The following is a 25,938-nucleotide window of genomic DNA, read 5'->3' as shown; positions in this document are numbered from 1 at the left end:
TGAGTAGCCCGATGAAGCGATTTCCCTTGAAAAATAGGAAAGACTTATCTGAAAGAACAAAAATAGACCAGAATTTGCTAAATCAGTCCGCTACTTCGATACATCCCTATCGGGACTACTCAGCGACCGCACGATGAAAATTTAGAAGATATCTGAATAGACCGAAGAAGCGATTTCCCTTGAAAAATAGGAAAGACTTATCTGAAAGAACAAAAATAGACCAGAATTTGCTAAATCAGTCCGCTACTTCGAACGTCCCTATCGGGACTACTCAGCAACCGCACGATGAAAATTTAGAAGATATCTGAGTAGCCCGATGAAGCGATTTCCCTTGAAAAATAGGAAAGACTTATCTGAAAGAACAAAAATAGACCAGAATTTGCTAAATCAGTCCGCTACTTCGATACATCCCTATCGGGACTACTCAGCGACTACGCAATGAAATACAAAAGGTGTCTGAGTAGCCCCGAAGGGGCGTACCGAAGACACCGTTAGAAAACATTCAGAACACAAGATTAAATTAATAAAAACTTAAATATGTCGAATTAATTTCTTGATTAATACTGTTTTCAATTCTCTTAAATGACTGATTTATTTCTTTCCAGGCATTTAATGCGGTTTTCCAGGCAATTTATTATCGGAAAAAGTTTGATTTTTTGCCTTTTTAAGAGAAATTGAAACTGGCACGTTGTATGTATTTTCAAAGCCGGAATAACGACATCAACACAAAAAACGGAGGTAAAAATGAAAATCAGAAGTTCTTTTATGGCAATTCCGGCAGCATTTATATTTTTAGCATTATTATTTGCCGGTTGTAACGACAATAGTTTAATTACTGAGCCCGAATCGGGTTTATCAGTTAAAGCCGCACTGGAAAAAATTACTTACGAAGACGAGGCGGTCAACTCCTTTGAACCCAATTTTAATGAAGAAGACGCCATGAGTATTTTAGGAAGTGGTCTGGCTAAAACAATTTATCCTTTAAGAGTAGGGCAGGTAATTCATCTCGTAGAACGTGATCTGCAGATTGAATACGGTGCCGATACTGCTCTCGGTACACTTACAAAGAGGTTTGAGGGAGAACTTCTTATTCTTGGTTCGTTTAACGAGGAAAGGGGCGTTCCCGATACGCTGGTCAAAAAACCTTTTACTACCGTTATGACACGTAAAATTAAATATGAGCGTGTCGATAGCACAGGCGACAATCTTGTCGACTGGAAAATAATCGGTATGTCATTGCCCGAAGCCGGTACTTCGACTGATAATATAGCCATTACAAAAGTAACACTAACAACGCTCGAAGGTAATTCAATTACAATTACTTCCCCCAATGATTATTTCTTTGATTTAGGAAGAAGACTTATGACCATAGAGCAGACCATGAACGGAGGAAATTCAGCTAATGGTAATACCGCTGGACAGCAGCATTATAATAATGGCAATAAATATGGCAATAGAGGAATTGATCGATTGATTCCTTTTGTAAGAAAAAGAGAACCTATTACAATTACTGTCGAAGTAAGAAGTATTTATGAAGAGCCTGACTTTATCACCGTAACGCATGGCGCCTCGATAATAAATAAAGGTAATCGAGTCAAAGAACGCTTTGAATTGGTCGATACTCAATTCGACGGTGTCTATTACACCCGTACATACGAAAAAACCATTATCACAAATACAATGCCCGGATATATGCACGCAGTAGTCAATATGTTACCTCAGACAGTGATTAATGATACCGATTCACCGGTTGAAGAAAAGACATGGGGAATTCCTTATCTCATTCAATAAACATTTTATATTTAGTTAAATAATTATATTTTATGAGGAGGCAATTGCCTCCTCATATTATTTGAGGTAGGACTTAAAGAATGAGAAACTTAACATTAATATTGTGGTTAGCAATTTTAGTATTCAGTTGCGGCGAGCCGCTTCCGACCGAATTAATTGAAGTTACCAATACTTCTGAGGTCGAATTTGAAGCTGTTGCAGCTGAATCCGCAAATCTGGATTACGATAGCACGGGAATTGTCGAACGGAACATCGATAAAAGTATTGTCGTAAGTGTTGTTGGGGTTCGCAACACGAACTTTAGAACGGTTCAGACCGAAGGTTATTACTATGCAATTTTCAACGATAAATCGAACCCAGTTCAAACAGGCAATGGGTATATGTTAGGATACAAAACCTTGCAAATGAATTCTGTCTTTTTTAACAATTTCCAGGCAAGAAAAATTGAACATAGAGTGAAGTATAGAATTGGTTCTGTATATGTCGATACGTTACTGGGTGTTAAATATTTTGCATCGCAGAGAATGATGAGTACGATTGGAAGGAGGAATGACTTTCCTTATAGCGGCAAAGTAAATTTTAGAGTGATTAGTGGACATGGTCAAAATATCGAATTTGACATACCCACACCATCTGAAATTATCGGAAGGGTTAGATTAATTGGAAACAGGAATGCCAGTGATGCGTATTTTGACCTCGAATGGAATCCAGAAGGACGAGGACGTGTAGAAATCGTATTTGCAGCTATTAATCAGGACGGGGAAGTTAATCCTCTCATGAGTGTGAAGGGAAATGACAATGGAAATATGAAAGTACCTTTCAAAGTTTTTAAAAATATTATTGATAAAGACAACCGTTCTTTAATTGTTAGTTTTGTTAGAAAAATTGAAAACACAGATAAATTTATTGATGATTCCTATATCGTTTCGGAAAGCATTCATAATATTCGTATCGATCTGCCTTGAATTATTTTTTCTGTTCATTGGACAGAAAAATATTTACGCTCAGCAAAGCATCGATAATTATGGTTATTTAAATAGCACCAGTAGGTTTCGCATGAACGGACTCGAAGGCAACATATCAAATTTTTCTAATACGGAAGATTTCGAGCTGATGGCATCTTTTTCTTTCCAGAACGAAAACCGTTTTAATTCGAATCTATATTCACTCTCGATTTCAAAAGCATTCGGTAATCATAATTTCTATTTTCGTTACAGTCCAGGTATCGTACAGAATTTTATAATCAAAAGCAGTACAACTATTCAGTTGCCCGATACAATTGCCAGTTTAAAAACAGAATTAAATTACTCAGAAAAATTCGGAATAAGTTATTCCTATAAATTATCTTCAGATATCAATCTTGGTTTTTCTCTCAGATATTTCGAGCAAACTTTCAGAGAGGAATCGCCAATTTTATTTTATACCGACAGCGTAAATTATATTTCTATTAAAGAAGAGGAATTGAGCGATAACTTCTGGCGAGGTGATTTGGGATTTGATTATGTGTTGAATGAGAGGTTATCAATCTCACTTTCTACAATTAATTTGTTTATAAGTAAGGAAGACAATTCAAGCGAAGCAAGCCGTCTTTATTCTTTAAGAACTGAAAAGGGAATAAGCGCCTCGCTTCAATTAAAAAGCTATGATAAATTTATGGCAAAATTTGGTTACGAGTATGGATTCGAAAAATACAGAGCCTTTTATGCAGGATTAAATTATTCGTTCAATTTAGCAGGTGGAATAGTTACTGCTGGAACTCTTTTTTCACACGATAAGTTCAGACACCCTTTTATTTCTTCTGTTATCCCTTCGATTGCCTTTACAAAAGACGGATATACTATATCCACAGGCGCAATAAAATATGTTTCAGCCAGTACTAATAATACAACTGAATCACTGGTGAATGAGGGAATTTATAGTTTGTTTAATAATCCTTACAGCGTCGACAGAGCTTTTGTGAATTTTAATCTGGCATTGAGCTTCAAAAGCAAGCAGCTTGTTAAATTCATCGATGTTTCGATCGATTCGGATATCTACCCAACTCTCTCAGAAATTTATTTCAACAAACCGTTTGCAACCGGAAGGGTGGTTAATATTTCGAATGAAATTGTCGAAGTACGTCCGGCGAGTTTCATTAAAAGTATCAATAACGAGCCGATATTTTCACCGTTGGTAAAAATTTTGCCTGGCGACACGGTCGATATCGGCTTTTTTACTACTGTCTCGAATACAGATGTGGACAAAAGAAAAATTGAACAAGCTGATTTTTATCTCTACACCGACAAATCGGAGCCCGACGATTATATTCAAAAACCAGTTTTACTTCACGATAAAAACAGCTGGGATGGTAATGTGTTCAATCTAATTTATTTTGTCAGAAAAGGTTTTGAATTTACGAACAAATATTCGAGAGAGATTCTCAATAAATATCCGCGAGAAAGTACTGCCGACGTTTTCCGGAAAATAAAAATTCTTTACGATGAATTTTCGCATAGTCTGGAATATGTATCTGATCCGAGATCCAGTACGGAGAGTGTTCAGTTTCCCCATGAAACGATTGAACTTAAAGGTGGCGATTGTGATGATTTGAGTGTGTGCTTCTCTTCGATGCTGGAAAGTATTGGCATTCAAACAGCTTTTGTAGACTACAAAAATCCAAGCGGTGTTAGTCATGTTAATTTACTCGTTAATACGGAGCTGACTCCTTCAGAATTATTTAAGATAACAAATAACGACAATAAAGTAGTAGTGCGAAAAAATGAAGAAGGAGTCGACCAGATCTGGCTGCCAATAGAAACAACTGTCTTGAGTGGCTTTGAAGATGCATGGACAGCCGGTGCAGATAAATTTAATAAAGAGGCAATTGAAAAGTTGGGTCTCTCAAAAGGCACAGTGGTTATTATTGATATTTATTAAGGAGGAATATCATAATGAAAAAAATAATTGCAATGATGATAGTTTTTACAATCTCAATAATTGCACAGACGTTCGAAGTTGAAAAAGTTAGGGGAGACGTTGAAGTTCTAACTACTTCGGAAGAAAACTGGAAACCTGTTAAGCAAGGGATGAAATTGTCAGGAACGGACATTATTTCAACTGGAAAAAATTCAGCAGTCTATTTGAAAAGTGGTAGCTCGAGATTTATTCTTGAAGATAATTCAGCACTCGGAATTAATAACATAAAAAAGATGACACTTAACGAACTTTTGCTGGCTCTGGCTTCTGAAGAAATTAAAAATATACGTCCCGGCAAAAACAATAACAAAACTCGTAATACTGCCGTTTACGGCGAAAAAATTGAAAAACGCAGGATTGAAACTGAATCTGAGGCTTCCAATTTGCTGGGTGTCAAAAAATTAAATGGAGCAAAACAACTTGTTAAAAATGGTTATAAAGAGTCCGCCATTTTACTTGCGAAAGAAACCTATAGAAAATATCCTTCAACAAAAGAACGGATATCCGACCGTATCTACTTTGTTGAATTAATGCTCGAGATGAATCTTATTAATGAAGCAGCTGAAGAAGTCAATGATATATCACAATACAATTTAGACTCCGAGAGCAAGAAACGGCTGGAAAAAATCAGCAAATTGCTGAAGGAAAAAATGGTTGAAGTTTCTCAGTAACGATAACCAGGCCAGCGACTGTAATCTGGATTAAGAAGTCTATAGTCTCCGAATCCGGTCTGGTCTATGAATACGAATGAGCGATTCAGTTCGTAATAGTCCCATATTTCATACGGTTTGGAATCCGGGTCAAACGGATGCCTCTCGACGTAACTGGGAGGGCCAAAAGTAATATAAATCATTCCCATGTCGGTGCGCCAGCCTTCGTTTCCAAATGCTTTGAAATTTTTATTGGCGTACTCCACTCGTCTATAGTATTCGTTCATAATGGGATTTATTAACATCTTGGGATTAGGTTTCTTCTTGTCCCAAAATTCAAGGAATCTCATCAGCCGTTCTTCATAAGTTTTTCCTTCTTTTATATATGCCAGGTCGGTGGGCGAGGCGATGTAAATCATCTGTTCAATTGCTTTGTCGATGTCTGTTATCGAATTTGGTAATCCGGTTATTTTAGATAATACGACCTTTTGAGCTTCGGCGTTTAAATTGCTTTTGATATCTTTTGCGGTCATCAGTAATTTGTAAGTGCCGAGTATAAATTTTAATGTGCTTAAAGAATCGTAAACCGTGTTAATTCCTTCATTGAGACTGAGTGTTCTTTTTTCTTCTATTTTATTTTCGCTATCGAGGTGTTCGAGCAAATATGTTATCTCTAACTCCCTTTTCTCTGTTGAATAGATTTCGTAATAGAAGCGGAGAACGTTATCTTTATTTGTTACTATTCTTGAAACATTCGGCACAATTACTTCACCGCTTTCATTCTTCAGGATATCCTTAACAAGTAGTATGTCGCTTGCCGAAAGATCGCGATTGAATTTTTTTAACGATACATTGTAGGTGTACGAATGTGTTTTTCTTGAATCGGTGTCTTCGAGAATGCATTTAATTTTATAATCGCCTGCATCAAGCGGAAATGATTTATAGGAGATGTTGAAATTGTTTTTTGAAATAGTTTCGTCAAAATCCGTTGTAGAAATTCTTTCTTTCCAGATTCTTTCGAAAATCATTTTGTCGGTTTTGGGTTCGTAAAATATAACAGAGAGACTGTATTCGGCAAAAAATGTATTGCCTTTTTTAACGAATTGTATATTTGCATACGGTACCTGGAAAAAAACGTCGAGGCGGATTTTGTTTGTGTCATCGGCTACTTTGTATTGTACGAAATCGGTATAAAAAATGGGTTCGAATTTACTAATGTTAATATCTTCTGATGACTCCACCTGTGCCGAGATTGTATACACAAAGCAAACAAATAATAATACGAAGCGTTTCATTTTTACCCCGATAATTTTAATCCAATTTAGCAAATAAATCATACTCGTTGCAATCATAAATTACGGTATCATAAAAATTGCCAATCTTGAGTTTCTCGTTTGTTTCTACAAATACTTCGCAATCAACTTCGGGAGCGTCTCTCTCCGTTCTACCGATATAGACACCGTTTTCATAAGAATCGATTAATACCTTGAGTTTTTTACCAATTAACTTTTCGTTTTTGCGATACGAAATGTCACTTTGAATTTCCATTAAAATGTTTTTTCTTTTTTCTTTCAATTCTTCTGAATGCGGATCGCCCAGAATAAAGCTTGGAGTATTTTCTTCCATTGAATATGTAAATACACCGAATCGTTCGAACTCGAATTCTTTTACAAAATTAGCCAGCTCCTCGAAGTCGGCGTCGGTTTCGGCAGGATAGCCGGTAATAAAAGTGGTTCTCAACGTTAGTTCAGGAATCGACATACGCATTTTGTTCAGAAGTTCCAGTGTCCGGCGTTTTGTAATTCCACGTCTCATCGATTTGAGTACATTATCAGAAATATGTTGTAAAGGAATATCGATATACTTGCATACTTTGGGATTCGAAGCAATAGTTTCAATCAGGCTCTCGGGAAAATGTGAAGGATAGGCGTACATTAAACGAATCCATTCGATTGATTTAATTTCCGAAAGTTTATTTATCAGTTCAGATATATTTCTTTTACCGTAGAGGTCGATTCCGTAATCGGTAGTATCCTGACCGATTAGGATAAGTTCTTTGACGCCCTGACTGCTCAATTTTTCAGCTTCGGCAATTAAATCTTCCATTGGCTTTGTTTTGTGTTTGCCTCGCATCAACGGGATGGCACAAAACGAGCAGGGATTGTCGCAACCTTCGGAAATTTTAAGATATGCGAAATGTTTCGGTGTGGTTAGGAGTCGTTCGCCGAGCAATTCATATTTCAAGTTTCCGCCGAATTCCTTAAGAATTCCTTCGTAAGCTTCTGTACCAAAATAAGCGTCCACCTCAGGAATTTCTTTCCTTAAATCGTTCATATATCTTTCGGAAAGGCATCCGGAAACGATAACTTTTTTTAATTGACCTTTTTTCTTAAGTTCAATGGCGGATAAAATTGTGTTTATCGATTCTTCTTTTGCGGCTTCAATAAAACCGCATGTATTGATAATAATTGAATCTGCATTTTCAGGGTTGTCGGTCAGTTCAAAATCGTTTATTTTAAGCTGGTTCATGAGGCGTTCTGAATCGACCGTGTTTTTTGAACATCCTAATGTGATAACTGATATTTTCTCTTTCTTTGGCATTTCGGGTCTTTCTTATTGTTTAGGCATAACAAAAATAGTGATTTATAAGTGCAATCAGAAATTATGATTATTAATTACTCAGTGATATTATGAAAATAATATTTATTGGCACTGGCTCTGGAAAAACGAGTAAGGAAAGATTCCATTCTTCAATATATCTGGAAACTGCCGCTTTCAATTTATTAATTGACGCCGGCGACGGAGTGGCTAAAGCTCTGATGAATTCGTCGATTGATTTCAATTCGATTAATGGAATTATTTTTACTCATTATCATGCCGACCACTTTACGGGAATTGGCGCTTTGATTACTCAAATGAAAATTGCGGGACGTAAGAGGGAGCTGACACTTTTTACACACAAAAATCTTGTCGAACCATTGATTAATCTCCTTTATTATGTCTACATGTTTCCCGAAGCTCTAGGTTTTAATTTAAAGATTATTGGATACCGCCTTGCCGAAAAAGTGACTGTGGCGGAAGATTTTAGTTTTATGGCAAAACAGAATTCTCATATTTATCCCAAAGGAGATATCGAATTTTACTCGGAATCGATGTTTGTTTCTTCCAGTCTTTCATTTACAATCGCTGGTAATTCGATAGTATACACGTCTGATGTCGGTAGCCCGGATGACCTCTACCTTTTTGACACTCTTAAACCTGATGTTTTTATTACAGAGATGGCGCATATAGAACCGGAAGATTTATATCTTGTTTTTAAAAAAATTAATCCCGGCAGAATATTCATTACCCACATCGACGATGAAAAGTTTGGCAAATTGGTCGATTGGTACGAAAACCTCGACGATGCTCTTAGGGATAAGATAACTATCTGTCACGACGGATTAGTCGAAACATTGGGCTAAGAAAAAATCGGTACAACTGAACGATTCATTTATTATATTTACAGACTCAAAAATAATTGAATAATGCAAATAGAGGAATTCCAGAAGAAATACGGTATAATAGGTAAGTCGAAGGAAATACGGGATCTGATTGATATAACCATGCAGGTTGCTCAGAGTGATATAACCGTATTAATTACGGGGGAAAGTGGAGTAGGAAAAGAAGTATTTGCACGGGCGATACACGGTTTCAGCAAACGCTCAGACAAACCACTTGTAAGCGTTAATTGTGGAGCTATTCCCGAAACACTTCTGGAAAGTGAACTTTTCGGCCATAAAAAAGGATCTTTTACTGGCGCTACAGAAGATCGAAAAGGATATTTCGAAATTGCAGACGGTGGAACTCTCTTCTTAGACGAAATTGCAGAAATGGCTCTGACCACTCAGGTCAAATTGCTCCGCGTGCTCGAAACGAAAGAGTTTATGCCAATTGGCAGCGAAAGAGTTACAAAGGTGGACGTTCGAATTATTGCAGCTACAAATAAAGACCTGCAAAAAGAAGTCGACGCCAAAAAGTTCAGAAATGACCTCTATTTCAGGTTAAAAGCTGTAACGCTCTTTATTCCACCATTAAGAAGAAGGAAAGAAGATATTCTCGATATGGTGCTCTTCTTTCTTAGAAAATTTGCCGAGGCCAATCAAATTAAATTGCCGTTGTTTACCAAAGGCGCAGAAGAATTGCTGGTAAATTATAATTGGCCTGGAAATATTCGTGAACTAAAAAATGTGGTTGAAACTGCAGCGGCTTTGTGTCGCAATGGTATTATCGACGAAGATTTATTGAAACCTTTACTCGTACCGGAGGCAGTTGAAGAATTGACGCCACGAAATTTACCTGTCCATTTAAATCGTTCACCCGAAGCTCTCGACAGGGAAATGATTTACAGAGCACTAATTGAGATTAAGAAAGATTTGATAGAATTAAAAAATATCGCTCTAAATAATACACCCGAAAACAATTCCACATCCACAACAATCAACCCGGAAGAAGTTTTACCGCTTCAAGAACTCGAAAAAAGGGCGATACTTAATGCAATTAAATTTACGGGAAATAACAAACGGAAAGCCGCCAGATTGCTCAATATAAGTGAAAGAACTCTTTATCGGAAACTGAAGGAGTATGGCATACAATAGAAAAATATTAGTTATGGTATTGTTAACAATGCCGGCTTTGATTGTAACGAGCTGTTCCTACTCTTTTACAGGTGCTTCAGTGCCTCCTCATCTTCAAACTATTTCGATACCGACAATCGAGGATCGCAGCGGTAAGGCAGAACCTAATCTGGGAGAACGACTGACTACGGTATTAATCGAAAAATTTACTCACGATAATACGCTCAAAGTAGTCAACAGTTCTAATCCCGATTGTATACTCGAAGCCGCAATAACTTCTCTTACGGATCAATTGTCGGTTGTGAGTGGAAACGAAACTGCTACAACTCAAAGAATTACAATAAATGTAAAAGTTGTCTATCGTGATTTAATCAAAAAGAAAAAAATATTCGAAAGAAATTTTTCACAATATAGCGACTATGAAACTGACAGTGCAGATTTGATAACCGTCCGAAATAATGCCATCGAGCGGGTGCTCGATTTTATAGCGGACGATATTCTTCTTGCGGTGGTGTCTAACTGGTAAAAAAAAGGAGTAAATTATGGTACTCGATGAAATAATTTTATATGCTTATATCTTTTCGTTGTCGATACTTCTCTTTTTCGGCAGCTACGGATTTATAATGGTCTATTATCACGAAAAGTATAAAAGGAAAATGCATAAAGCTAAAGACGACGTCCCTCTGGAAACTGTTACAGTTCAACTGCCTATTTACAACGAAATGTATGTAGTCGACAGATTAATAAATGCCGTATGCAATATGGATTATCCGAAAGATAAGCTCGAAATTCAGGTGCTCGACGATTCAACTGACGAAACGGTCGAAGTGGTAGCAAAATTAGTTGAAGAGAAACAAAAAGAAGGATTCGACATCAAGCACATCAGAAGGGGAACGCGCGAAGGATTCAAAGCTGGAGCCCTGAAAGAAGGATTGAAAACAGCAAAAGGGAAGTACGTGGCTATTTTCGATGCCGACTTTATTCCCAAAAAAGATTTTCTTAAAAATACTCTCCGGTATTTTTACGACGAAAAAGTCGGGATGGTTCAAACTCGATGGGAACACCTGAACGAAGATTATTCACTTCTTACTCGTATACAGGCATTGGCTCTCGACGGACATTTTGTAATCGAACAGACCGTCAGAAATAAAGCCGGATTTTTTATCAACTTTAACGGCACCGGCGGTGTATGGCGTAAGGATTGTATTGAAGATGCCGGCAACTGGGAAGGCGACACATTAACCGAAGACCTCGACCTCAGTTACAGGGCTCAACTAAAAGGGTGGAAATTTATTTATCTGAGAGACTTTACCACTCCTGCAGAATTGCCAGCCGAAATGAATGCTTTCAAAGCTCAGCAGTTCAGATGGACTAAAGGTGCAGTTGAAACGGCAAAAAAAATTCTCCCTCTTGTCTGGAACTCTAATATTCCCCTTAGACTTAAAATTCATTCCACTTTTCATCTTACAAACAATATTGTTTTCCCATTTATATTACTTGCGGGTATTTTGAATGTCCCGTTGATTTTCATTAAAAATGCTGGTCCCTACTGGAGCTTTTTTAACATAATGGCAATCTTTGTTATAGCTTTTATCGGGTCGTTCCTTTTTTACATGTTCGCTCAAAAAGATGTTTATCCTGACTGGCGTAAAAGGATTGTACTCTTCCCTCTTTTTATGGCCGGGAGTATGGGACTTGCTTTGAACAACACGCGCGCAGTCATCGAAGGATTGTTGAATCGGAAAAGCGAATTTGTGAGGACACCGAAATTCAAAGTTGTTACAAAGAACGATAATCCTATTAAAAATAAGTATTTCAAATCGACTCGCGTTCAGGCATCGACTTACGTCGAATTGATCTTAGCGGTTTATTGTTTTATTGGAGTTGTGGCATCAATTTATTTCATGGAAATTGCAGCCTTACCTTTCCAATTGATGTTTTTTACGGGATTTGCCGGCGTATCTGCGATGTCTCTGAGACAGGCATATATTAAGAAACGTCAGTTAAATGATGGGTTTTAATTGAACGGAACTATTACAGAAGATAAAATTAAATTAATCTATGAATTTAACCCTCGTTCCTCTCTCTTTGCCCGTGTAGGCAAAATATTACTCGATGAGGGAAATGTGAATGAAGCAATCGAAATTTTAAACAAAGGACTGGAACTATATCCCGATTATCCTACAGCTTATTACATAAGAGCAATGGCCTATGCTTATTTTGGTAAAGTTATGGAAGCCAGAAAGGATGTTCATACAGCTTCGGCGCTCTATGAAAATTCGTTTTCCGGAAAATATTATCTCGAAATGATTGATAAGATTGAAAATGAAATTAAATCTTTAGAAGGATTAAAAATACGCAAGTTTTTTAATGATAAAAACGATACAAAAAATTCCATTGAAGACAAACTGGATGAATTAGCTGAGGTATTAAGCAAAGCTCGTATAAAATACAATCCGGATGCTGGAGACGACACTGTTGTTGCTCTACCCGAAATTCAGAAAACAAGAATTGTCACTGAAACGATGGCTAAAATTTATGAAGCGCAAAAGAATTACAAAGAGGCTATAGCAATTTATAGAGACCTTGCTAAGTCTAATCCTGAAAAGGCAGGCTATTTCAAGCAAAAAATCGAAGAGATAAACCGGATAATTGACACGGGACTTATGTGAGAAAAACCATGAAATACTTTTTTTCTATTTTGTTAATTATTCTTTCGATGCCGGTAGAAGCGCAGAATTATGATTGGGCTCGTCACGACTCGCTTATTAAGGCGGGTATCAACCAGATCTACGGCATCGAACTCGAAAAAGCTGAAAGTACTTTCGACACAGTAATAAAAGAATATCCTACTCACCCTTCAGGCAAATTTTTTAAAGCCATGATCACATGGTGGCGGATTCTTCTTAAACTCGAAGATGAAAGTTTAGACGATAAATTTATTAAGCAGCTGGATGAAGTAATAAGAATGTGCGACAAAATTCTGGAAAAGAATAAGAACAACAAAGATGCCCTTTTCTTTAAAGGTGGGGCTATCGGTTTCAGGGGAAGATTATTGGGCATACGCGAAAAATGGATCAATGCTGCGCTGGACGGAAAAGAGGGGCTCGAATTGCTCTATCAATTTTATCGAGCTGATCCACATAATCCCGACGTCCAATTCGGATTTGGAATTTATCATTATTACGCCGAGGTTATTCCTGAAAAGTATCCTGTCGTCAAACCACTTATGATTTTTTTCCCACACGGTGACCGCAATAAAGGCTTGCGCGAACTTGAATATGTTGCCCTCAAAGGCAGATATGCACGTATAGAATCCAGATATTTTCTGATGACACTGAATTTCCAGTTTGAAGAAAATATGGAGGAAACACGCAAGTGGGCATTGATTCTATTGGCTGATTATCCGGATAATCCGAATTTCCAGAAATATTATGGACTTACATTCGTTAAAGAAAACAGATACGATAAAGCTGCCGAAATATTTCGGGATATCTATTCCAAATGCGTAAGAGAGATGCAGGGCTATAACAATTATTATAAAAGAGAAGCCAGTTATTATGTCGGATTGAACTTCAAAAATTCTAACAACGTAGATTCTGCAATCTATTATTTTACAATTTCCGAAAACCTGTCGAGAAAACTCGATAAAGAAAATGCCTCAGGTTTTCTGATAAATACAGTCCTTTATTTAGGAATGTTATATGACCTTAAAGGAGACAGACAGCGCGCCATTAAGTATTATCGTGAAGTCCTGACTATGAGGGAGCGGAGCAATTCTCATCAACTCGCCAGGCAGTACTTGAAAAAGCCCTATGGAAAATAATTATTCAAGATTTGTCGAAATACCGAATCGGTGAATCGAGCCGATAAATCCCATTGATGAAAATCCATAATCAATAGTAAAATTCTTTACATTGAATCCAAACCCGAGGTTGAAACCTGCCAGTCCTGCGCTCGTACCAATTTTTAGTTCCTTCCTTTTTTCACTGTCGTATCCGAAACGAAGTCTGAAGCTTGTGCCTAACTTAACTTCTGCTCCAAGAGTAAAATTACGGAGTCGATCGGCAATGTTCTCTTGATCCTGGTTTAATTTGTTGAGTGAAAAATAAAAACGAAAAGGCACGTTTTTTAATTGTTTTGAAACACCGATTCGAACATCGAGTGGCAAATCCTCGTCGATTTCGGCGTATGTCGATAATTGACTTCCGATATTAAGAATTGAAAAGCCGATGTTCCACATTGATTCGGGTAATTCGTAATGCAATCCTAAATCCGCAGCAACTGCCGAAGAACTATACTCATCAATACTGGAATAGATGAATTTGGTGTTTATACCGTAATAAAAATTGTCATCGAGTTTATTGCCGTAACCAATAATAAAGGCAATATCGGAAGCACCGAAATTGCCTATTTTTTCGCCTGTTGAAGTAGCTTTCGTAAAGTCGCCGTAACTAACATATTTAATTGCTGCTCCAAGTTTACCAAACTCAAATTCTTTCACTGTGGATAGTGAGGTTGAATTAATATCCAGCAGGTGATTTACAAATGAAAATGATATTGGCATTCCCTCAAGTAGATTTATTCCCGCAGGATTATAGAAAATAACATTTGGATCGTCGTCAGCCGATACAAATCCACCTGCCAGAGCAGCTGCGCGAGGACTCGTATCAAGATTTAGAAATTTATATGTTTGTGAAAAGACAGTTGAAAAACTAAAAAGTAATATTCCCAATAAAATCGTATTTTTCATAGTGTCATATTTTTGTTTAGCGATTTTAACTATATTATTATAGAAAGGCAAGCTATAGAACTCACCGGCGGGACACTAAGCGGCATTATATCTTATGCGAATTTGGCTCAAGCGTGATAATACTAATTTCAGGTAAAACATGAAAACGTTGCACAAAATAATAATCGGTGATTCAAGACAAATGAAAGAAATTCCTGATGAATCAGTTCATCTTATAATTACTTCTCCACCATACTGGCAATTGAAGGATTATGGAAACGGAAAGCAAATAGGTTTTAATGACACTTATGAAGAATATATTAATAATCTCAATTTAGTTTGGAATGAATGCCACAGGGTTTTACATAAGGGCTGTCGCTTGTGTGTTAATATTGGCGACCAGTTTGCACGTTCTGTCTATTATGGAAGGTATAAGGTTATTCCGATAAGAACAGAGATAATCAAGTTCTGCGAAAGTGCCGGTTTTGATTATATGGGTGCTATTATCTGGCAAAAAGTTACTACTTGCAATACCACAGGAGGAGCCACAGTAATGGGGTCCTATCCCTATCCAAGGAATGGAATTCTTAAGTTAGACTATGAGTTCATATTAATATTTAAAAAATATGGGGATCCACCAAAAGTTAACGACGAAATTAAAGAACAATCAAAATTGACGCTGGAAGAATGGAATCAGTACTTTACGGGGCACTGGAATTTTTCGGGTGAAAAACAGGATAAACACCTTGCGATGTTTCCTGAAGAACTGCCAAAGCGACTTATTAAAATGTTCAGTTTTGTTGGAGATACTGTGCTTGACCCATTTCTTGGAAGTGGCACGACATCAATGGCAGCTAAGAATCTTAATAGAAACTCAATTGGATATGAGATAAATGAGGATTTTTTACCAATCATAAAAGAAAAAGTTGGATTTCAACAAAGCTCAATTTTTCAAGATGCGGCATTTGAGATTATTAAACAGGAGGAGCTTCAAACTAGCTTTGAAGAAGAAATAAAAAAATTACCCTATATTTTTAAAGACCCAATTAGATTTGATAAGAAAATTGATCCTAAGAAATTAAGATTTGGTTCAAAAATAGATAATTCTCATTCTGAAAGAGAAACTTACTATACCGTTAAGGAAGTAATATCACCAGAATTACTGAGCTTAAGTAATGGATTAAAAATCAGGTTATTGGGTATCAAAGAGAAACCCCAAAAAAATGACGAAGCTGTCAAATTTTTAATAGAAAAAACAAACGGGCAAAAGGTATTTCTAAGATTCGATAACATTAAATACGACGAGAAAAACAATCTGCTCTGTTATCTTTATTTGTGGAATAAAACATTTTTAAATGCTCATTTAATTAAAAATGGTTTGGTTTCTGTTGATACCACTATTGATTATAAATATAAGGCAAAGTTTTTAGGCTTACAAAATGGGGAAAAGTGAAAGTAAGAATCACAGTTGAAGAAATCAGAAAATATCTGGACATAGAGACTCCAGATTTTGAAAAGTATGTAGCACCACTGATCAATTTAGCGAATCAATATGCCCAGGGAACGCGACCCAAAGTAGTGGGTCAGATGAGTGAACTAATTCAGGAATTTGAAGGGAAAACACTTTCTGAATGGGAAAAATGGTACCTGGAGAAAAAACCCGATGCGATCGAGATTGCAACGGAAAAAATATTGCATAAATTAGAAGAACTTAAAAGTACTCTTAATAAAATTGACCGGAATATGGTTGAACAATGGGTAAGGGATTTAGTAATAGTGAAAACTTTTGCTGGGCTCAGGTTTCAGGAGGCAATACTTAAGAAAGGAGCTGAAATGAAAAATGCGGATTACCGTTTAGCCGGGCCTGATGAAGAATCGAGAGGAATCGATGGCTACATTGGAGACATTCCAGTCTCTATAAAACCCAATACCTATGAGGTGAAAACAGCATTACCGGAGCACATAGATGTCAAAATTATCATCTATAGAAAAATTGATGGTGGAATTGAAGTGGATTATGGAGAAATATTGTAATTATCATTTATTTTGTTGCTTAAAACTACAGGCACCCGCTGCGTTTAAAATCAGGAGAAAGACTGTTAGGTTCAACCAAATTTTACTTTCATCGGAACATCTTTTATTTAGAAAATGTTAGATTCAAAAACAAATTGGAAGGTAATAATATGAACGGATTTAAAACTGCTGCTTTAATGGCGGTTATGATGATACTCTTTCTACTCGTTGGCAATCTTCTGGGTGGGCAAACCGGAATGACAATTGCCTTTATTTTTTCGTTGATGCTAAATTTCGGCTCGTATTGGTTTTCGGATAAAATAGTATTGTCGATGTATCATGCAAAAGAAGTTACGCGTGCTGAATTTCCAGTTCTCTACAGGATAGTTGAAAATCTTGCATCGAAAGCAAATTTACCTATGCCCAAGGTCTATGTAATTGACTCGCAGACCCCGAATGCATTTGCTACTGGAAGAAATCCCGAGCACAGTGCAGTGGCAGTTACAACCGGCATAATGAATCTATTGTCAGAAGACGAACTTGAAGGAGTAATTGCTCACGAACTGACGCATATTAAAAACAGGGATATTCTTGTCGGTACAATTGCAGCTACGTTAGTAGGCACAATTACATTGATTGCAAGAATGGCAGGGTGGGCTGCAATGTTTGGAGGAAGCAGAGATGAAGAAAGAGACGGAAATATTTTTTATGAACTTGCTCTGATTATTATTGCCCCTATCGCTGCTATGCTTATTCAGCTGGCAATCTCTCGTTCCCGTGAATTCATGGCTGACGAAGGTGGCGCTTTGATGTCGGGAAACCCAATGGGACTTGCCTCAGCGCTGGATAAATTATCGAGAGCTAATGAAATTATCCCCATGAGGACCGCAAATGAGTCGACAGCACATATGTTTATTGTAAATCCTCTTTCAGGAAAATCGTTTGCTAAATTATTTTCAACGCATCCGCCAATTGAAGAAAGAATTAAACGACTCAGAGAAATTGCCGACGGCAGAAGATAATGTCACACTTTTTCAAAAAAATATTGTTTCTTCTTCTTTTTTGTGGAACTTTCAACATTAGCTTATCGCAGGAAAAAATAATTACTGAATTAATCGATAATTCGTTAAATGAGTATACTCAGCTATTTTCGGTGTCATCTGATTACAATTTAATTATCTCTCTTCCGCGTAAACTTGAAGGATTGAAACCATATTTCATAGATTATTTCAGGAATAAATTTCATTATAAAAACAACAACAGCGAAAATAAAATTATTCTGGTTGTTAATGATGCTTCGGCTTCATATACATTAATCGACGGCGGATTTTTTGGAGACGATTTTATAGAACGCAATTTGATAATGAGTGGGATGCTAATATATCCCGAAAAATCGGGTTTTGTGGATGCCTCATTTTCAGGGACAGTAAAAGACACAATTTTGTACGACGATTATGCCGTTAATCACTTGCTGCAATTGCCAGTAGAACAGGGCGAACTCCCATATAAAACTAAATTTAAGGATTTTTTGCAACCGGTTATAATTGTTGCAACGTTGATTACTTCTGTTATTTTGCTCTTCACCGTAAGAAGTAATTAAATTTCATTAAGTGGTAATCTTTGCATATTTTTGTCATTTAAAAATGGAAATTCATTTTATGTCTTATAAGAGATTATTAGTAATAGCTTTGATTGTTACAGCCTGTTCTGGAACAGTAGATACGTCTAAATTCAACGCCGAGGAATATTTTGCTTACGCAATGAAATTGTATGAAAGTGAAGATTACGAGCAGGCTATTCTTGAATTTAACAGTATTCTGCTCCAATTTCCTGGCAGTGCCGTAAGCGACGACGCTCAATATTATTTGGCTACGACTTATTATAAAAGAGAACAATTTCTTCTGGCAGCATACGAATTTAGCAAGTTGATTCAAAACTATGCCACCAGCCCACTTGTCCCCGACGCACAATTTTTGCTGGCCGATTCATACTATAATCTTTCACCGCCTTTTCAGTTAGACCAATCGTATACTAAAAAAGCAATCGAAGAATTCCAGGCATTCATCGATATTTTCCCGGCAAATCCAAAAGTAGAGGAAGCCGAAAAAAAGATTATTGAGTTGAACAACAAGCTCGCAAGAAAAGAATACGAAAGTGGGGTAATTTATGAGAAGATGGAATACGAAAGAGCTGCAATGAAGTATTACGATTTTGTTGTCGAAACATATCACGATACCAGATACGCCCCACTGGCTCTCTATCGTAAAATTCAAATTGAAGTAAAACGTGGAATGAATAACGATGCATTGAACGATATAGCCATTTTTCTTGAGCGTTACCCCGAGGACGAAAGAGCTGCTGAAATCGAAAAATTACAGGCGGAATTAAATGGACTTACGGCAAAGGCAAACTAAAAAAGTTAAAGACTCTGTTGTAACAATGACTGAATTAGTGCTACCGAACCATGCAAATCAGCTGGGATATTTACTCGGAGGACAGTTGATGCACTGGATTGATATCTGTGCTGCACTTTCCGCCGCTAAACACTCCAACAGAGTTTGCGTTACAGCTTCTGTCGACAGGATTGATTTTCATCACCCTATTAAAATTGGGGAAGTTGTAACTTTGATTGCATCTGTTAACAGGGCTTTTAAAACTTCGATGGAAGTAGGCGTCGAAGTCTACGCAGAATCCTTTATCGAAAAGAAAAAAATACATACAAACTCGGCTTTTTTAACTTTTGTAAGTGTGGACGAAAATGGTAAGCCTGTTGAAACTTGTGAAATACTACCGGAAACCCCCGATGAACAAAAACGCTACGAGGAAGCTCTTCAGCGACGCAAACAAAGACTCGGTTCTGCTTAAACTTCTGCTCGTTTTTCATTTATCCGTCTCCTCCCTTTCTGCTCAAATTCCCATAAACGGATTTTGTAAAGCAGACATCCTCTTTGAGGGTTTTAAAGAAAATTCAGCATTTATTCCCGATATGATTATACCGGCCGACCTCGACCGAAATGGCTCCAATGAATTTATGCTCTTAAAGAATAACAATAATTTATTTGCAATTGTATCGAACAATAAACATCGCTTCTCTAATACTGTTGTAGGTCCACTTAATAATCTCGATATCTATAACTTAACTAAAAATGCAAACATCTATTGCTGGCTTTCCAGAAAAAACAGGGAAGTTGGATTAGTAACTATTTCAAAAAACGGTATTCTTTCAAGAAAGAAAATTAAGAAGTTTGACGATATCCCATCGAACATAACTTGCGTCGACCTCAATAATGATGGGAAAAAGGAAATGGTTGTAAGCGGTTATTCCTTCGAAGGCTTAACTTTGATTAAGAACAAGGCAAACCGTTACACATTTTCTCAAATTACCGACAATAGAGTTTTTCCTCAGATTGCTCATGCAGACTTTGACTACGATGGATTTACTGACATCGTTGCCTACGATATTTTTTCAAATCAACTTGTATTCTTTTATAACAAGCAGGAACTTATTTTTTCCGAATCGAGAAAAATTGCTCTGCCCGATTACCCGCAGATACTGGTAGCTTCGGACGTTAATTCTGACGGATTTACAGATTTATTAATTTCATACAGAAACAAATTCCATATTTTTATCGGCGATACGGTTTCGTCTTTTCATAATACAATTGATTTAGAGCTTAAAGAAAAAGCGGACGATTTGAGTATAGCTGATTTTAATGAAGACGGCATCAACGATATTCTGTTTGCGAATTACTCCGAAGGTAAATTGTATCTGATGTTTAGCAAGTCTGGTTTCGATTTTTATGAACCGTTGCTGATTTATAAGGACAAAGATTTAATAGATGTTGCAGCTTATAAGGAAAATGGCTTTAACAAAATTGCGCTTCTCTTAAGAAATGGTAAAATCGTCGTTTTGTCGACTGTAAAAAAATTTGAGGACTATAATTTAATAAACTTTGGTTCCGGGGTAAGTTCACTGGGAATACTATCTGAAGACAAAATAAATCCAGAAGCGTATTTTTTTATTGATAAAAACACAAATCACCTGATTTTGTTGACTCTTAACAAAAGATCAATTCCCAATACACTTTATCGTTTCCCTCTTCAGAATAGTTACAGCGTAATTAAAAGCATCAAACGGAAAAATAAAATCGATTTTTATTTTTACAATCCCAACACATCATTAATTGAAATTTTGAGACTCGATTCGTTCAAGCCAACACGAAGAATTCTCTATACGAAAGGAAAAATCAAAGACCTCCTTTTATTTAACGACCGATTGAAAGATAGGCAAAGAATTTATACTCTGACGGAAAGTAAATCAAAATTGCTGCTTGAAACTTATGATTACAGGGATTTCAGATTTGTGCATGCTGGGTCGGACAGTGCGGGAAGTAATGTGCTGGCTACTGCGCTTGTGTATGAAACGTATCCTTCTGTCTATTCATTAATTAATAAGAACGATAACCTTTTATTAGTAAAAAAAGAAATAAAAAGATTGGCTGCAAAAGAGGACAGCGTCGAGCTGGGCACTTATAATCTATCCGATTTTAGTAAAATTAGTCTTAAGTGTTATAACGACAGAGAATCAAACGAATTGATTAAGGTTATTATACTTACTGAAAGAAAGAACACTAAATTAATCATTCTCAAGGATGAAAAAATATTCAAGTATGAATTAAAAGAGATACAACCTGAGGAATCCACTTTTCAATTCGTGAAAACCAGAAATCGATTTGAGATAATTTTCATCGATGCATTGACAAAAAAATTGAAAAAAATTGTCTTGAAAGAAAATTACAAATCAGGTAGAACAGATACTGTTTTGGATTCTGAAACAGTTAATAATTATATTTCAAAGCCTTTTAAAAATAATACTGACCTGATACTTTATGCGCCCGGGTCCGACAATAACATAATTAAATTGAGAATTATTAGATGAAGAAGTTATTTATTCTTGCAGTCATTTTTGTAGCATTCGATTCTTATGCACAAAATCTTGATTCTCTGTACAATTTTTTTCTTTATACGCGGGGAGATCGCTCAACTGAATTGAAAACTATTACTTCATTGTCGGGTGACTATGTTAAGTGTGGAACGGGTATTTACAATCAAGTTAAACAGAACTTTTCAAAATTCAGCAAAAAACAGCAGCAGGTATTGTCTTCGTATATGAGTAGACCACAGACGGACTCAAGCATAGTAACAAAATCAGGTTTATTTCGGATCCATTTCAATAAATCGGGTTTACACAAACCTGCCTACGATTTAAGTTTATTATCGGATGCGCTCGATTCTGCATACAATTATGAAGTAAATATTTTGGGTTATCCGCCACCGCCTAAAGACAACGGAGGAGGAGACGACAAATATGACATTTACATTCAGAATATGAGTGGAGGTCTCTATGGAGAAACTCGCACTGAAGATTTAATAGGAGAAGAAACATACACAAGTTACATTCTTATCGATAATGACTTCGATGGTTATTACACCGAGGGAATCGACGGTGCCCGTGTTTCGGTAGCTCACGAATTTCATCATGCTATTCAAGTAGGCAATTATATCTACAGGTCGACTGACCAGTATTATCATGAACTTTCTTCTACTGCGATGGAAGAGTTTGTCTTTGATGATATCAACGACTACTATGCCTACATTTATTCGTATTTTGTCAATACCAATCGTTCGTTTTCTCAAAACAGCGGCTATAACCTTGCTCTCTGGAACATATTTTTAAAAGACAGGTTTGGATTCGACATTCTCAAAAGAACATGGGAATTGATGAAAGAAGAACGGGCTCTTTATGCAATAGCCGATGCAATTAAGGAATACGGTTCCGATTTCAAAAAGGAATTCGCCGAGTTCTCAAACTGGATTTATTTTACGGGATACAGAGCAACGCCTGGTAAATATTTCGAAGAAGCGGAAAACTATCCTGTGATAAAAGCTTTGATGAGTATCGATTTCGACAAACCAATCGTATCGGTAGATGTCAATACCAGACCCGCATCGGTAAATTATATCTCTTTTGTTTCGCTTGTCGACACTCTAACAACAATCCTCACAAACAGTGACGTTACAAATGGGGTGCAAAATCCTTCGTCCGATTTACCGCTGACATATTTTCTTGCAGACCACGACGACGGCGGCTACAGATGGATTACCAATAATTATTATTCCAAGTTGGTTTGCCAGTCTTCCTTCCTGATTACAGAAAATTCTGTGTTGAATAATCGATTGATCGACTCTACAGCTATACTAACTGAAGAAGAATTTCCGTTCCCACAACCGTTTAATTATACTTCGGATGATTTTATTTATTTGCCGGCTCCGCGTTCTATAAGTGGAATGGCAGACCTTTATATTTTTTCAATCGATATGGATCTAATATATTCGGGCGAACACCAGGTGCTGGTATCGGATAAAAATCTCGTTAAGTGGAATGGTCTCGATAAGGGCGGCGGTAGAATTCCTTCGGGTGTCTACTATTACGTTATCAAGACGGACGACGATACAAAAAAAGGTAAATTCGTGGTGATTAATGAATAATTACAGCGTAATTCTCAACAACCTGGTAAAATACTTCGGCAGACGACTTGTTTTTAACAACATCAATCACCGTTTCGAATCGGCCAATATTTACGGTATCGCCGGTCCAAACGGCTCAGGAAAATCGACGATCGTAAAAATTATAGCTAATTTGATCTCTCCAACAAAAGGAAAAGTTGTTCATCTCAATGGTGAAAAAGAAATTAGCTATGAACAACTTCATAATTACATTGGATTCGTCTCACCATATTTATTTCTTTATGATGAATTTACTGCGTATGAAAACCTAATTTGTTTTTCAAAAATTAGAGGAGTTGAATTTAACGAAGAATATGCAAACTTTCTTTTGAGCGAATTTAATTTATACAAGCGCAAAGACGACGTGATAAGAGGTTATTCCTCGGGTATGAAGCAGCGATTGAAATTTATCTTTGCTTTAATTCACAACCCTCAACTGGTGATTCTCGACGAGCCCACTTCCAATCTCGATACTCCGGGAAAAGACAAGGTCTATGAAATTATTGATAAAAACAGAAATGAAAAACTCTTTATTATTGCATCGAATGAAGAGTCCGACCTGGCATTATGCGGTGAAATAATCAATCTGGAAAACTATAAAAATAGCGGCAGTTAGAATGAAAGCTTACCATCTCTTTAAAAAAGACTGGGAATCGGAACTTAGAACTCGTTATGCCCTAAATGCATTGTCGATGTTTATTCTTGTTACGATTAGTGTGATAATGTTTTCGGTAGGGAGCGAAAAGATAAGTGAATATTTGACGGGAGGATTACTCTGGGTGGTCATTTTCTTTTCGGCAATGTCGGGTCTTTCAAGAGCTTTTGTTTCGGAAGAAGAGCGGGGAACAACTCTTACGCTTCATTTAATTGCCTCTCCATCCACAATTTTTTCGGGCAAGTTGCTTTACAATCTCATTCTTGTATTCCTTATGAACTTTGCTATAACTTTTCTCTTTACGGTACTATTCGAATCTTTTATTATTAAAAACATGTTATTGTTTTTAATTGCTTTTCTGCTGGGGAATGTGGGAATTGCCGTTTCTTCTACAATAATTGCGGCAATAATTTCAAAAGCCTCGTCAAAGGGAACACTCTATCCGGTGCTTTCGTTTCCAATTCTTTTACCGCTCATTTTAATTCTTCTCGAACTTACAAAATTTGCAATGGATGGGAATAGCATAGTCGAGTCGATGACCGAGATACTAGTACTTGTATCGTACGACGTAATTATGACAACAGCTTCATACTTGCTTTTTGATTTTATCTGGAAAGAATAAATTACAAATGCAGTAAGACTTTATTTATTATCTTTGTCAACTGAAAAAATTATTTAATTACATATTATGGAATTCAAATTTTCCGACAGAATAAATCGAACCGCTACATCACTCACGATGCAGATTGCTCAAAGAGCAATAGAATTGCGAGCCGAAGGGGAGGATGTTGTTGACTTCAGTGTGGGCGAGCCCGATTTCCCGACACCGGAAAATATAAAGAATGCGGCAATAAAAGCATTAGAACGAAATTTAACCAAGTATACAATTAATACGGGCATTGTTGAGCTGCGTAAAGCAATTGCGGATAAACTCGAAAGAGATAACGGACTTCTGTATTCAACTGATGAAATAATAGTGTCGAATGGAGCAAAGCAATGTGTTTATAACGCAATTCAGGCTCTTGTGGGCGAAGGCGACGAGGTACTGATTCCTGCGCCTTTTTATGTATCTTATCCCGAAATGGTAAAGCTTGCAGGAGGCACTCCAGTTATCATCAATACTTCTTTCGAATCGGGTTTTAAATTAACTCCCGAACTATTGGAATCGTATGTAACACCGTCAACTAAAATGTTGATTTTATGCAATCCGTCGAATCCTACAGGAAGTGTATTTCACGAAAACGAATTGAACGCATTGAAAGATGTGCTTAAAATGGGAAGTTATTTCATTTTAACCGACGAAATTTATGAGAAGATAATATTTGATAACATTCGTTTTGAAAGCGTGGCATCCCTCGGCGATGAAATCAAAAAGAGGACAATTGTAGTAAACGGGCATTCAAAAGCATATTCGATGACGGGCTGGCGTATTGGATATGCGGCAGCTGACCGCAGTATTGTAAAAGCTATGGCTAAAGTACAAAGTCATTCTACTTCCAATGCTTCTACTGTTTCTCAATATGCAGCCCTTGAAGCTTTGACAGGTCCTCAGGATTCCGTAGAAATTATGCGCAGGGAATTTGAAAGAAGGCGAGATTTTCTTTACAAAGAATTAAACTCAATCGAAGGCATAAAAACTACAAAACCCGAAGGTGCGTTTTATATTTTTCCCGATGTATCGAATTATATCGGCAAAAAATTTAACGGCAAAGCAATTAACGACATATTCGAATTTTCTTTCTTTCTTTTGAACGTGGCCCGTGTTGTAGTTGTTCCAGGTATTGCTTTTGGAAATAAAAATTGTATCAGAATTTCATTCTCGACGTCGATGGACCGATTAGAAGAAGGAATTAAAAGAATTAAGAATGCTCTTGAAATGTTAGTTTAAGTTGCTTACGATCTGAAAAATAATATTTGAAAAATCGCTTTCCTTTCAGGAATGAAGGGAAAGGTATGCTT

At 36.8% G+C, this 25,938-nt stretch carries 25 protein-coding genes; 22 read left to right on the top strand and 3 right to left on the bottom strand.

The window, feature by feature from the left end; translation table 11 throughout:
• The first annotated feature begins 179 nt into the window (after window positions 1-179).
• The 5 genes from ACUN8G_RS06970 to ACUN8G_RS06950 all read left to right on the top strand — a co-directional run bounded on the left by ACUN8G_RS06970 (window position 180) and on the right by ACUN8G_RS06950 (window position 5,417).
• Window positions 180-308: a hypothetical protein gene (locus ACUN8G_RS06970; RefSeq protein ID WP_445480919.1), complete on the top strand. Its 129-nt coding sequence runs from the start codon at window positions 180-182 to the stop codon at window positions 306-308.
• Between the two features lie 436 nt (window positions 309-744).
• On the top strand, window positions 745-1,791 hold the full coding sequence (locus tag ACUN8G_RS06965; protein ID WP_437347586.1) for a hypothetical protein: 1,047 nt from the start codon (window positions 745-747) through the stop codon (window positions 1,789-1,791).
• An 80-nt stretch (window positions 1,792-1,871) separates the two neighbouring features.
• Entirely contained in the window at window positions 1,872-2,756 is an 885-nt protein-coding gene (locus tag ACUN8G_RS06960) for a hypothetical protein (protein WP_437347587.1), read from the top strand.
• A 91-nt stretch (window positions 2,757-2,847) separates the two neighbouring features.
• On the top strand, window positions 2,848-4,707 hold the full coding sequence (locus ACUN8G_RS06955; RefSeq protein ID WP_437347588.1) for a transglutaminase domain-containing protein: 1,860 nt from the start codon (window positions 2,848-2,850) through the stop codon (window positions 4,705-4,707).
• A 14-nt stretch (window positions 4,708-4,721) separates the two neighbouring features.
• Window positions 4,722-5,417, top strand: coding sequence for a FecR family protein (locus tag ACUN8G_RS06950; protein WP_437347589.1), 696 nt, complete (start codon window positions 4,722-4,724; stop codon window positions 5,415-5,417).
• Here the strand turns inward: ACUN8G_RS06950 and ACUN8G_RS06945 are convergent.
• Both ACUN8G_RS06945 and rimO read right to left on the bottom strand, forming a co-directional pair.
• The gene (locus tag ACUN8G_RS06945; RefSeq protein ID WP_437347590.1) at window positions 5,411-6,691 is read right to left on the bottom strand and encodes a GWxTD domain-containing protein; all 1,281 of its coding nucleotides are present in this window, start codon (window positions 6,689-6,691) and stop codon (window positions 5,411-5,413) included. The two genes, ACUN8G_RS06950 and ACUN8G_RS06945, sit on opposite strands and share 7 nt — an antisense overlap.
• A gap of 16 nt (window positions 6,692-6,707) precedes the next feature.
• Window positions 6,708-7,997, bottom strand: coding sequence for a 30S ribosomal protein S12 methylthiotransferase RimO (gene rimO / locus ACUN8G_RS06940; RefSeq protein ID WP_437347591.1), 1,290 nt, complete (start codon window positions 7,995-7,997; stop codon window positions 6,708-6,710).
• Between the two features lie 89 nt (window positions 7,998-8,086).
• On the opposite strand from rimO, the gene ACUN8G_RS06935 reads away from it, so the two are divergent.
• The 6 genes from ACUN8G_RS06935 (at window position 8,087) to ACUN8G_RS06910 (ending at window position 13,838) form a co-directional block, all read left to right on the top strand.
• On the top strand, window positions 8,087-8,860 hold the full coding sequence (locus ACUN8G_RS06935; RefSeq protein WP_437347592.1) for an MBL fold metallo-hydrolase: 774 nt from the start codon (window positions 8,087-8,089) through the stop codon (window positions 8,858-8,860).
• 63 nt (window positions 8,861-8,923) lie between these two features.
• A complete protein-coding gene (locus ACUN8G_RS06930; protein WP_437347593.1) occupies window positions 8,924-10,033 on the top strand; it encodes a sigma-54 interaction domain-containing protein in 1,110 nt (369 codons plus the stop codon).
• Window positions 10,020-10,538 carry an LPS assembly lipoprotein LptE gene (gene lptE / locus ACUN8G_RS06925; protein ID WP_437347594.1) on the top strand — a complete coding sequence of 173 codons (519 nt, stop codon included), beginning with the start codon at window positions 10,020-10,022 and terminating at the stop codon, window positions 10,536-10,538. The genes ACUN8G_RS06930 and lptE overlap by 14 nt, the downstream gene beginning before the upstream one ends.
• Window positions 10,539-10,554: 16 nt before the next feature.
• Entirely contained in the window at window positions 10,555-12,033 is a 1,479-nt protein-coding gene (locus tag ACUN8G_RS06920; RefSeq protein ID WP_437347595.1) for a cellulose synthase family protein, read from the top strand.
• Window positions 12,034-12,684 (top strand): tetratricopeptide repeat protein, encoded by a 651-nt coding sequence (locus ACUN8G_RS06915; RefSeq protein ID WP_437347596.1) that lies wholly within the window; start codon window positions 12,034-12,036, stop codon window positions 12,682-12,684. It abuts the gene before it with no gap.
• 8 nt (window positions 12,685-12,692) lie between these two features.
• Window positions 12,693-13,838 (top strand): tetratricopeptide repeat protein, encoded by a 1,146-nt coding sequence (locus tag ACUN8G_RS06910; protein WP_437347597.1) that lies wholly within the window; start codon window positions 12,693-12,695, stop codon window positions 13,836-13,838.
• On the opposite strand, the gene porQ is transcribed toward ACUN8G_RS06910, so the two are convergent.
• On the bottom strand, window positions 13,839-14,765 hold the full coding sequence (gene porQ / locus ACUN8G_RS06905) for a type IX secretion system protein PorQ (protein WP_437347598.1): 927 nt from the start codon (window positions 14,763-14,765) through the stop codon (window positions 13,839-13,841). It abuts the gene before it with no gap.
• Window positions 14,766-14,904: 139 nt separating this feature from the next.
• Here porQ and ACUN8G_RS06900 point away from each other — a divergent pair, with 139 nt between their 5' ends.
• From ACUN8G_RS06900 to ACUN8G_RS06850, 11 genes are all read left to right on the top strand, one after another.
• Window positions 14,905-16,197, top strand: coding sequence for a DNA methyltransferase (locus ACUN8G_RS06900; RefSeq protein ID WP_437347599.1), 1,293 nt, complete (start codon window positions 14,905-14,907; stop codon window positions 16,195-16,197).
• Window positions 16,194-16,778, top strand: coding sequence for an MjaI family restriction endonuclease (locus ACUN8G_RS06895; RefSeq protein ID WP_437347600.1), 585 nt, complete (start codon window positions 16,194-16,196; stop codon window positions 16,776-16,778). Before ACUN8G_RS06900 ends, ACUN8G_RS06895 begins: the two co-directional genes overlap by 4 nt.
• 149 nt (window positions 16,779-16,927) lie before the next feature.
• Window positions 16,928-17,779 (top strand): zinc metalloprotease HtpX, encoded by an 852-nt coding sequence (htpX, locus tag ACUN8G_RS06890; protein ID WP_437347601.1) that lies wholly within the window; start codon window positions 16,928-16,930, stop codon window positions 17,777-17,779.
• Window positions 17,779-18,357, top strand: a complete 579-nt coding sequence (locus ACUN8G_RS06885) for a hypothetical protein (RefSeq protein ID WP_437347602.1) — start codon at window positions 17,779-17,781, stop codon at window positions 18,355-18,357. Before htpX ends, ACUN8G_RS06885 begins: the two co-directional genes overlap by 1 nt.
• A 58-nt stretch (window positions 18,358-18,415) precedes the next feature.
• Entirely contained in the window at window positions 18,416-19,171 is a 756-nt protein-coding gene (locus ACUN8G_RS06880) for an outer membrane protein assembly factor BamD (RefSeq protein WP_437347603.1), read from the top strand.
• Complete coding sequence (locus tag ACUN8G_RS06875; RefSeq protein ID WP_437347604.1) at window positions 19,146-19,622, top strand: acyl-CoA thioesterase; 477 nt, start codon at window positions 19,146-19,148, stop codon at window positions 19,620-19,622. The genes ACUN8G_RS06880 and ACUN8G_RS06875 overlap by 26 nt, the downstream gene beginning before the upstream one ends.
• The gene (locus tag ACUN8G_RS06870; RefSeq protein WP_437347605.1) at window positions 19,561-21,696 is read left to right on the top strand and encodes an FG-GAP repeat domain-containing protein; all 2,136 of its coding nucleotides are present in this window, start codon (window positions 19,561-19,563) and stop codon (window positions 21,694-21,696) included. Before ACUN8G_RS06875 ends, ACUN8G_RS06870 begins: the two co-directional genes overlap by 62 nt.
• Window positions 21,693-23,306 (top strand): MXAN_6640 family putative metalloprotease, encoded by a 1,614-nt coding sequence (locus ACUN8G_RS06865; protein ID WP_437347606.1) that lies wholly within the window; start codon window positions 21,693-21,695, stop codon window positions 23,304-23,306. Before ACUN8G_RS06870 ends, ACUN8G_RS06865 begins: the two co-directional genes overlap by 4 nt.
• A complete protein-coding gene (locus tag ACUN8G_RS06860; RefSeq protein WP_437347607.1) occupies window positions 23,299-23,940 on the top strand; it encodes an ABC transporter ATP-binding protein in 642 nt (213 codons plus the stop codon). Before ACUN8G_RS06865 ends, ACUN8G_RS06860 begins: the two co-directional genes overlap by 8 nt.
• Before the next feature lies 1 nt (window position 23,941).
• Entirely contained in the window at window positions 23,942-24,601 is a 660-nt protein-coding gene (locus tag ACUN8G_RS06855) for a heme exporter protein CcmB (RefSeq protein WP_437347608.1), read from the top strand.
• Window positions 24,602-24,667: 66 nt separating this feature from the next.
• Window positions 24,668-25,867: a pyridoxal phosphate-dependent aminotransferase gene (locus ACUN8G_RS06850; RefSeq protein WP_437347609.1), complete on the top strand. Its 1,200-nt coding sequence runs from the start codon at window positions 24,668-24,670 to the stop codon at window positions 25,865-25,867.
• Window positions 25,868-25,938 lie beyond the last annotated feature (71 nt).

The sequence above is a fragment of the Melioribacter sulfuriphilus genome (assembly GCF_052656625.1).
The sequence above is the reverse complement of the archived record's forward strand: the minus strand, read 5'-3'. Positions and strand labels throughout refer to the sequence as shown.

What these genes read in the sequence shown, in the direction of transcription:
- ACUN8G_RS06965 (WP_437347586.1), top strand. Translation starts at nt 745, where the DNA reads ATGAAAATCAGAAGTTCTTTTATGGCAATTCCGGCAGCATTTATATTT.
- ACUN8G_RS06960 (WP_437347587.1), top strand. Translation starts at nt 1,872, where the DNA reads ATGAGAAACTTAACATTAATATTGTGGTTAGCAATTTTAGTATTCAGT.
- ACUN8G_RS06955 (WP_437347588.1), top strand. Translation starts at nt 2,848, where the DNA reads ATGAACGGACTCGAAGGCAACATATCAAATTTTTCTAATACGGAAGAT.
- ACUN8G_RS06950 (WP_437347589.1), top strand. Translation starts at nt 4,722, where the DNA reads ATGAAAAAAATAATTGCAATGATGATAGTTTTTACAATCTCAATAATT.
- ACUN8G_RS06945 (WP_437347590.1), bottom strand. Translation starts at nt 6,691, where the DNA reads ATGAAACGCTTCGTATTATTATTTGTTTGCTTTGTGTATACAATCTCG.
- rimO (WP_437347591.1), bottom strand. Translation starts at nt 7,997, where the DNA reads ATGCCAAAGAAAGAGAAAATATCAGTTATCACATTAGGATGTTCAAAA.
- ACUN8G_RS06935 (WP_437347592.1), top strand. Translation starts at nt 8,087, where the DNA reads ATGAAAATAATATTTATTGGCACTGGCTCTGGAAAAACGAGTAAGGAA.
- ACUN8G_RS06930 (WP_437347593.1), top strand. Translation starts at nt 8,924, where the DNA reads ATGCAAATAGAGGAATTCCAGAAGAAATACGGTATAATAGGTAAGTCG.
- lptE (WP_437347594.1), top strand. Translation starts at nt 10,020, where the DNA reads ATGGCATACAATAGAAAAATATTAGTTATGGTATTGTTAACAATGCCG.
- ACUN8G_RS06920 (WP_437347595.1), top strand. Translation starts at nt 10,555, where the DNA reads ATGGTACTCGATGAAATAATTTTATATGCTTATATCTTTTCGTTGTCG.
- ACUN8G_RS06910 (WP_437347597.1), top strand. Translation starts at nt 12,693, where the DNA reads ATGAAATACTTTTTTTCTATTTTGTTAATTATTCTTTCGATGCCGGTA.
- porQ (WP_437347598.1), bottom strand. Translation starts at nt 14,765, where the DNA reads ATGAAAAATACGATTTTATTGGGAATATTACTTTTTAGTTTTTCAACT.
- ACUN8G_RS06900 (WP_437347599.1), top strand. Translation starts at nt 14,905, where the DNA reads ATGAAAACGTTGCACAAAATAATAATCGGTGATTCAAGACAAATGAAA.
- htpX (WP_437347601.1), top strand. Translation starts at nt 16,928, where the DNA reads ATGAACGGATTTAAAACTGCTGCTTTAATGGCGGTTATGATGATACTC.
- ACUN8G_RS06885 (WP_437347602.1), top strand. Translation starts at nt 17,779, where the DNA reads ATGTCACACTTTTTCAAAAAAATATTGTTTCTTCTTCTTTTTTGTGGA.
- ACUN8G_RS06880 (WP_437347603.1), top strand. Translation starts at nt 18,416, where the DNA reads ATGTCTTATAAGAGATTATTAGTAATAGCTTTGATTGTTACAGCCTGT.
- ACUN8G_RS06875 (WP_437347604.1), top strand. Translation starts at nt 19,146, where the DNA reads ATGGACTTACGGCAAAGGCAAACTAAAAAAGTTAAAGACTCTGTTGTA.
- ACUN8G_RS06870 (WP_437347605.1), top strand. Translation starts at nt 19,561, where the DNA reads ATGAACAAAAACGCTACGAGGAAGCTCTTCAGCGACGCAAACAAAGAC.
- ACUN8G_RS06865 (WP_437347606.1), top strand. Translation starts at nt 21,693, where the DNA reads ATGAAGAAGTTATTTATTCTTGCAGTCATTTTTGTAGCATTCGATTCT.
- ACUN8G_RS06860 (WP_437347607.1), top strand. Translation starts at nt 23,299, where the DNA reads ATGAATAATTACAGCGTAATTCTCAACAACCTGGTAAAATACTTCGGC.
- ACUN8G_RS06855 (WP_437347608.1), top strand. Translation starts at nt 23,942, where the DNA reads ATGAAAGCTTACCATCTCTTTAAAAAAGACTGGGAATCGGAACTTAGA.
- ACUN8G_RS06850 (WP_437347609.1), top strand. Translation starts at nt 24,668, where the DNA reads ATGGAATTCAAATTTTCCGACAGAATAAATCGAACCGCTACATCACTC.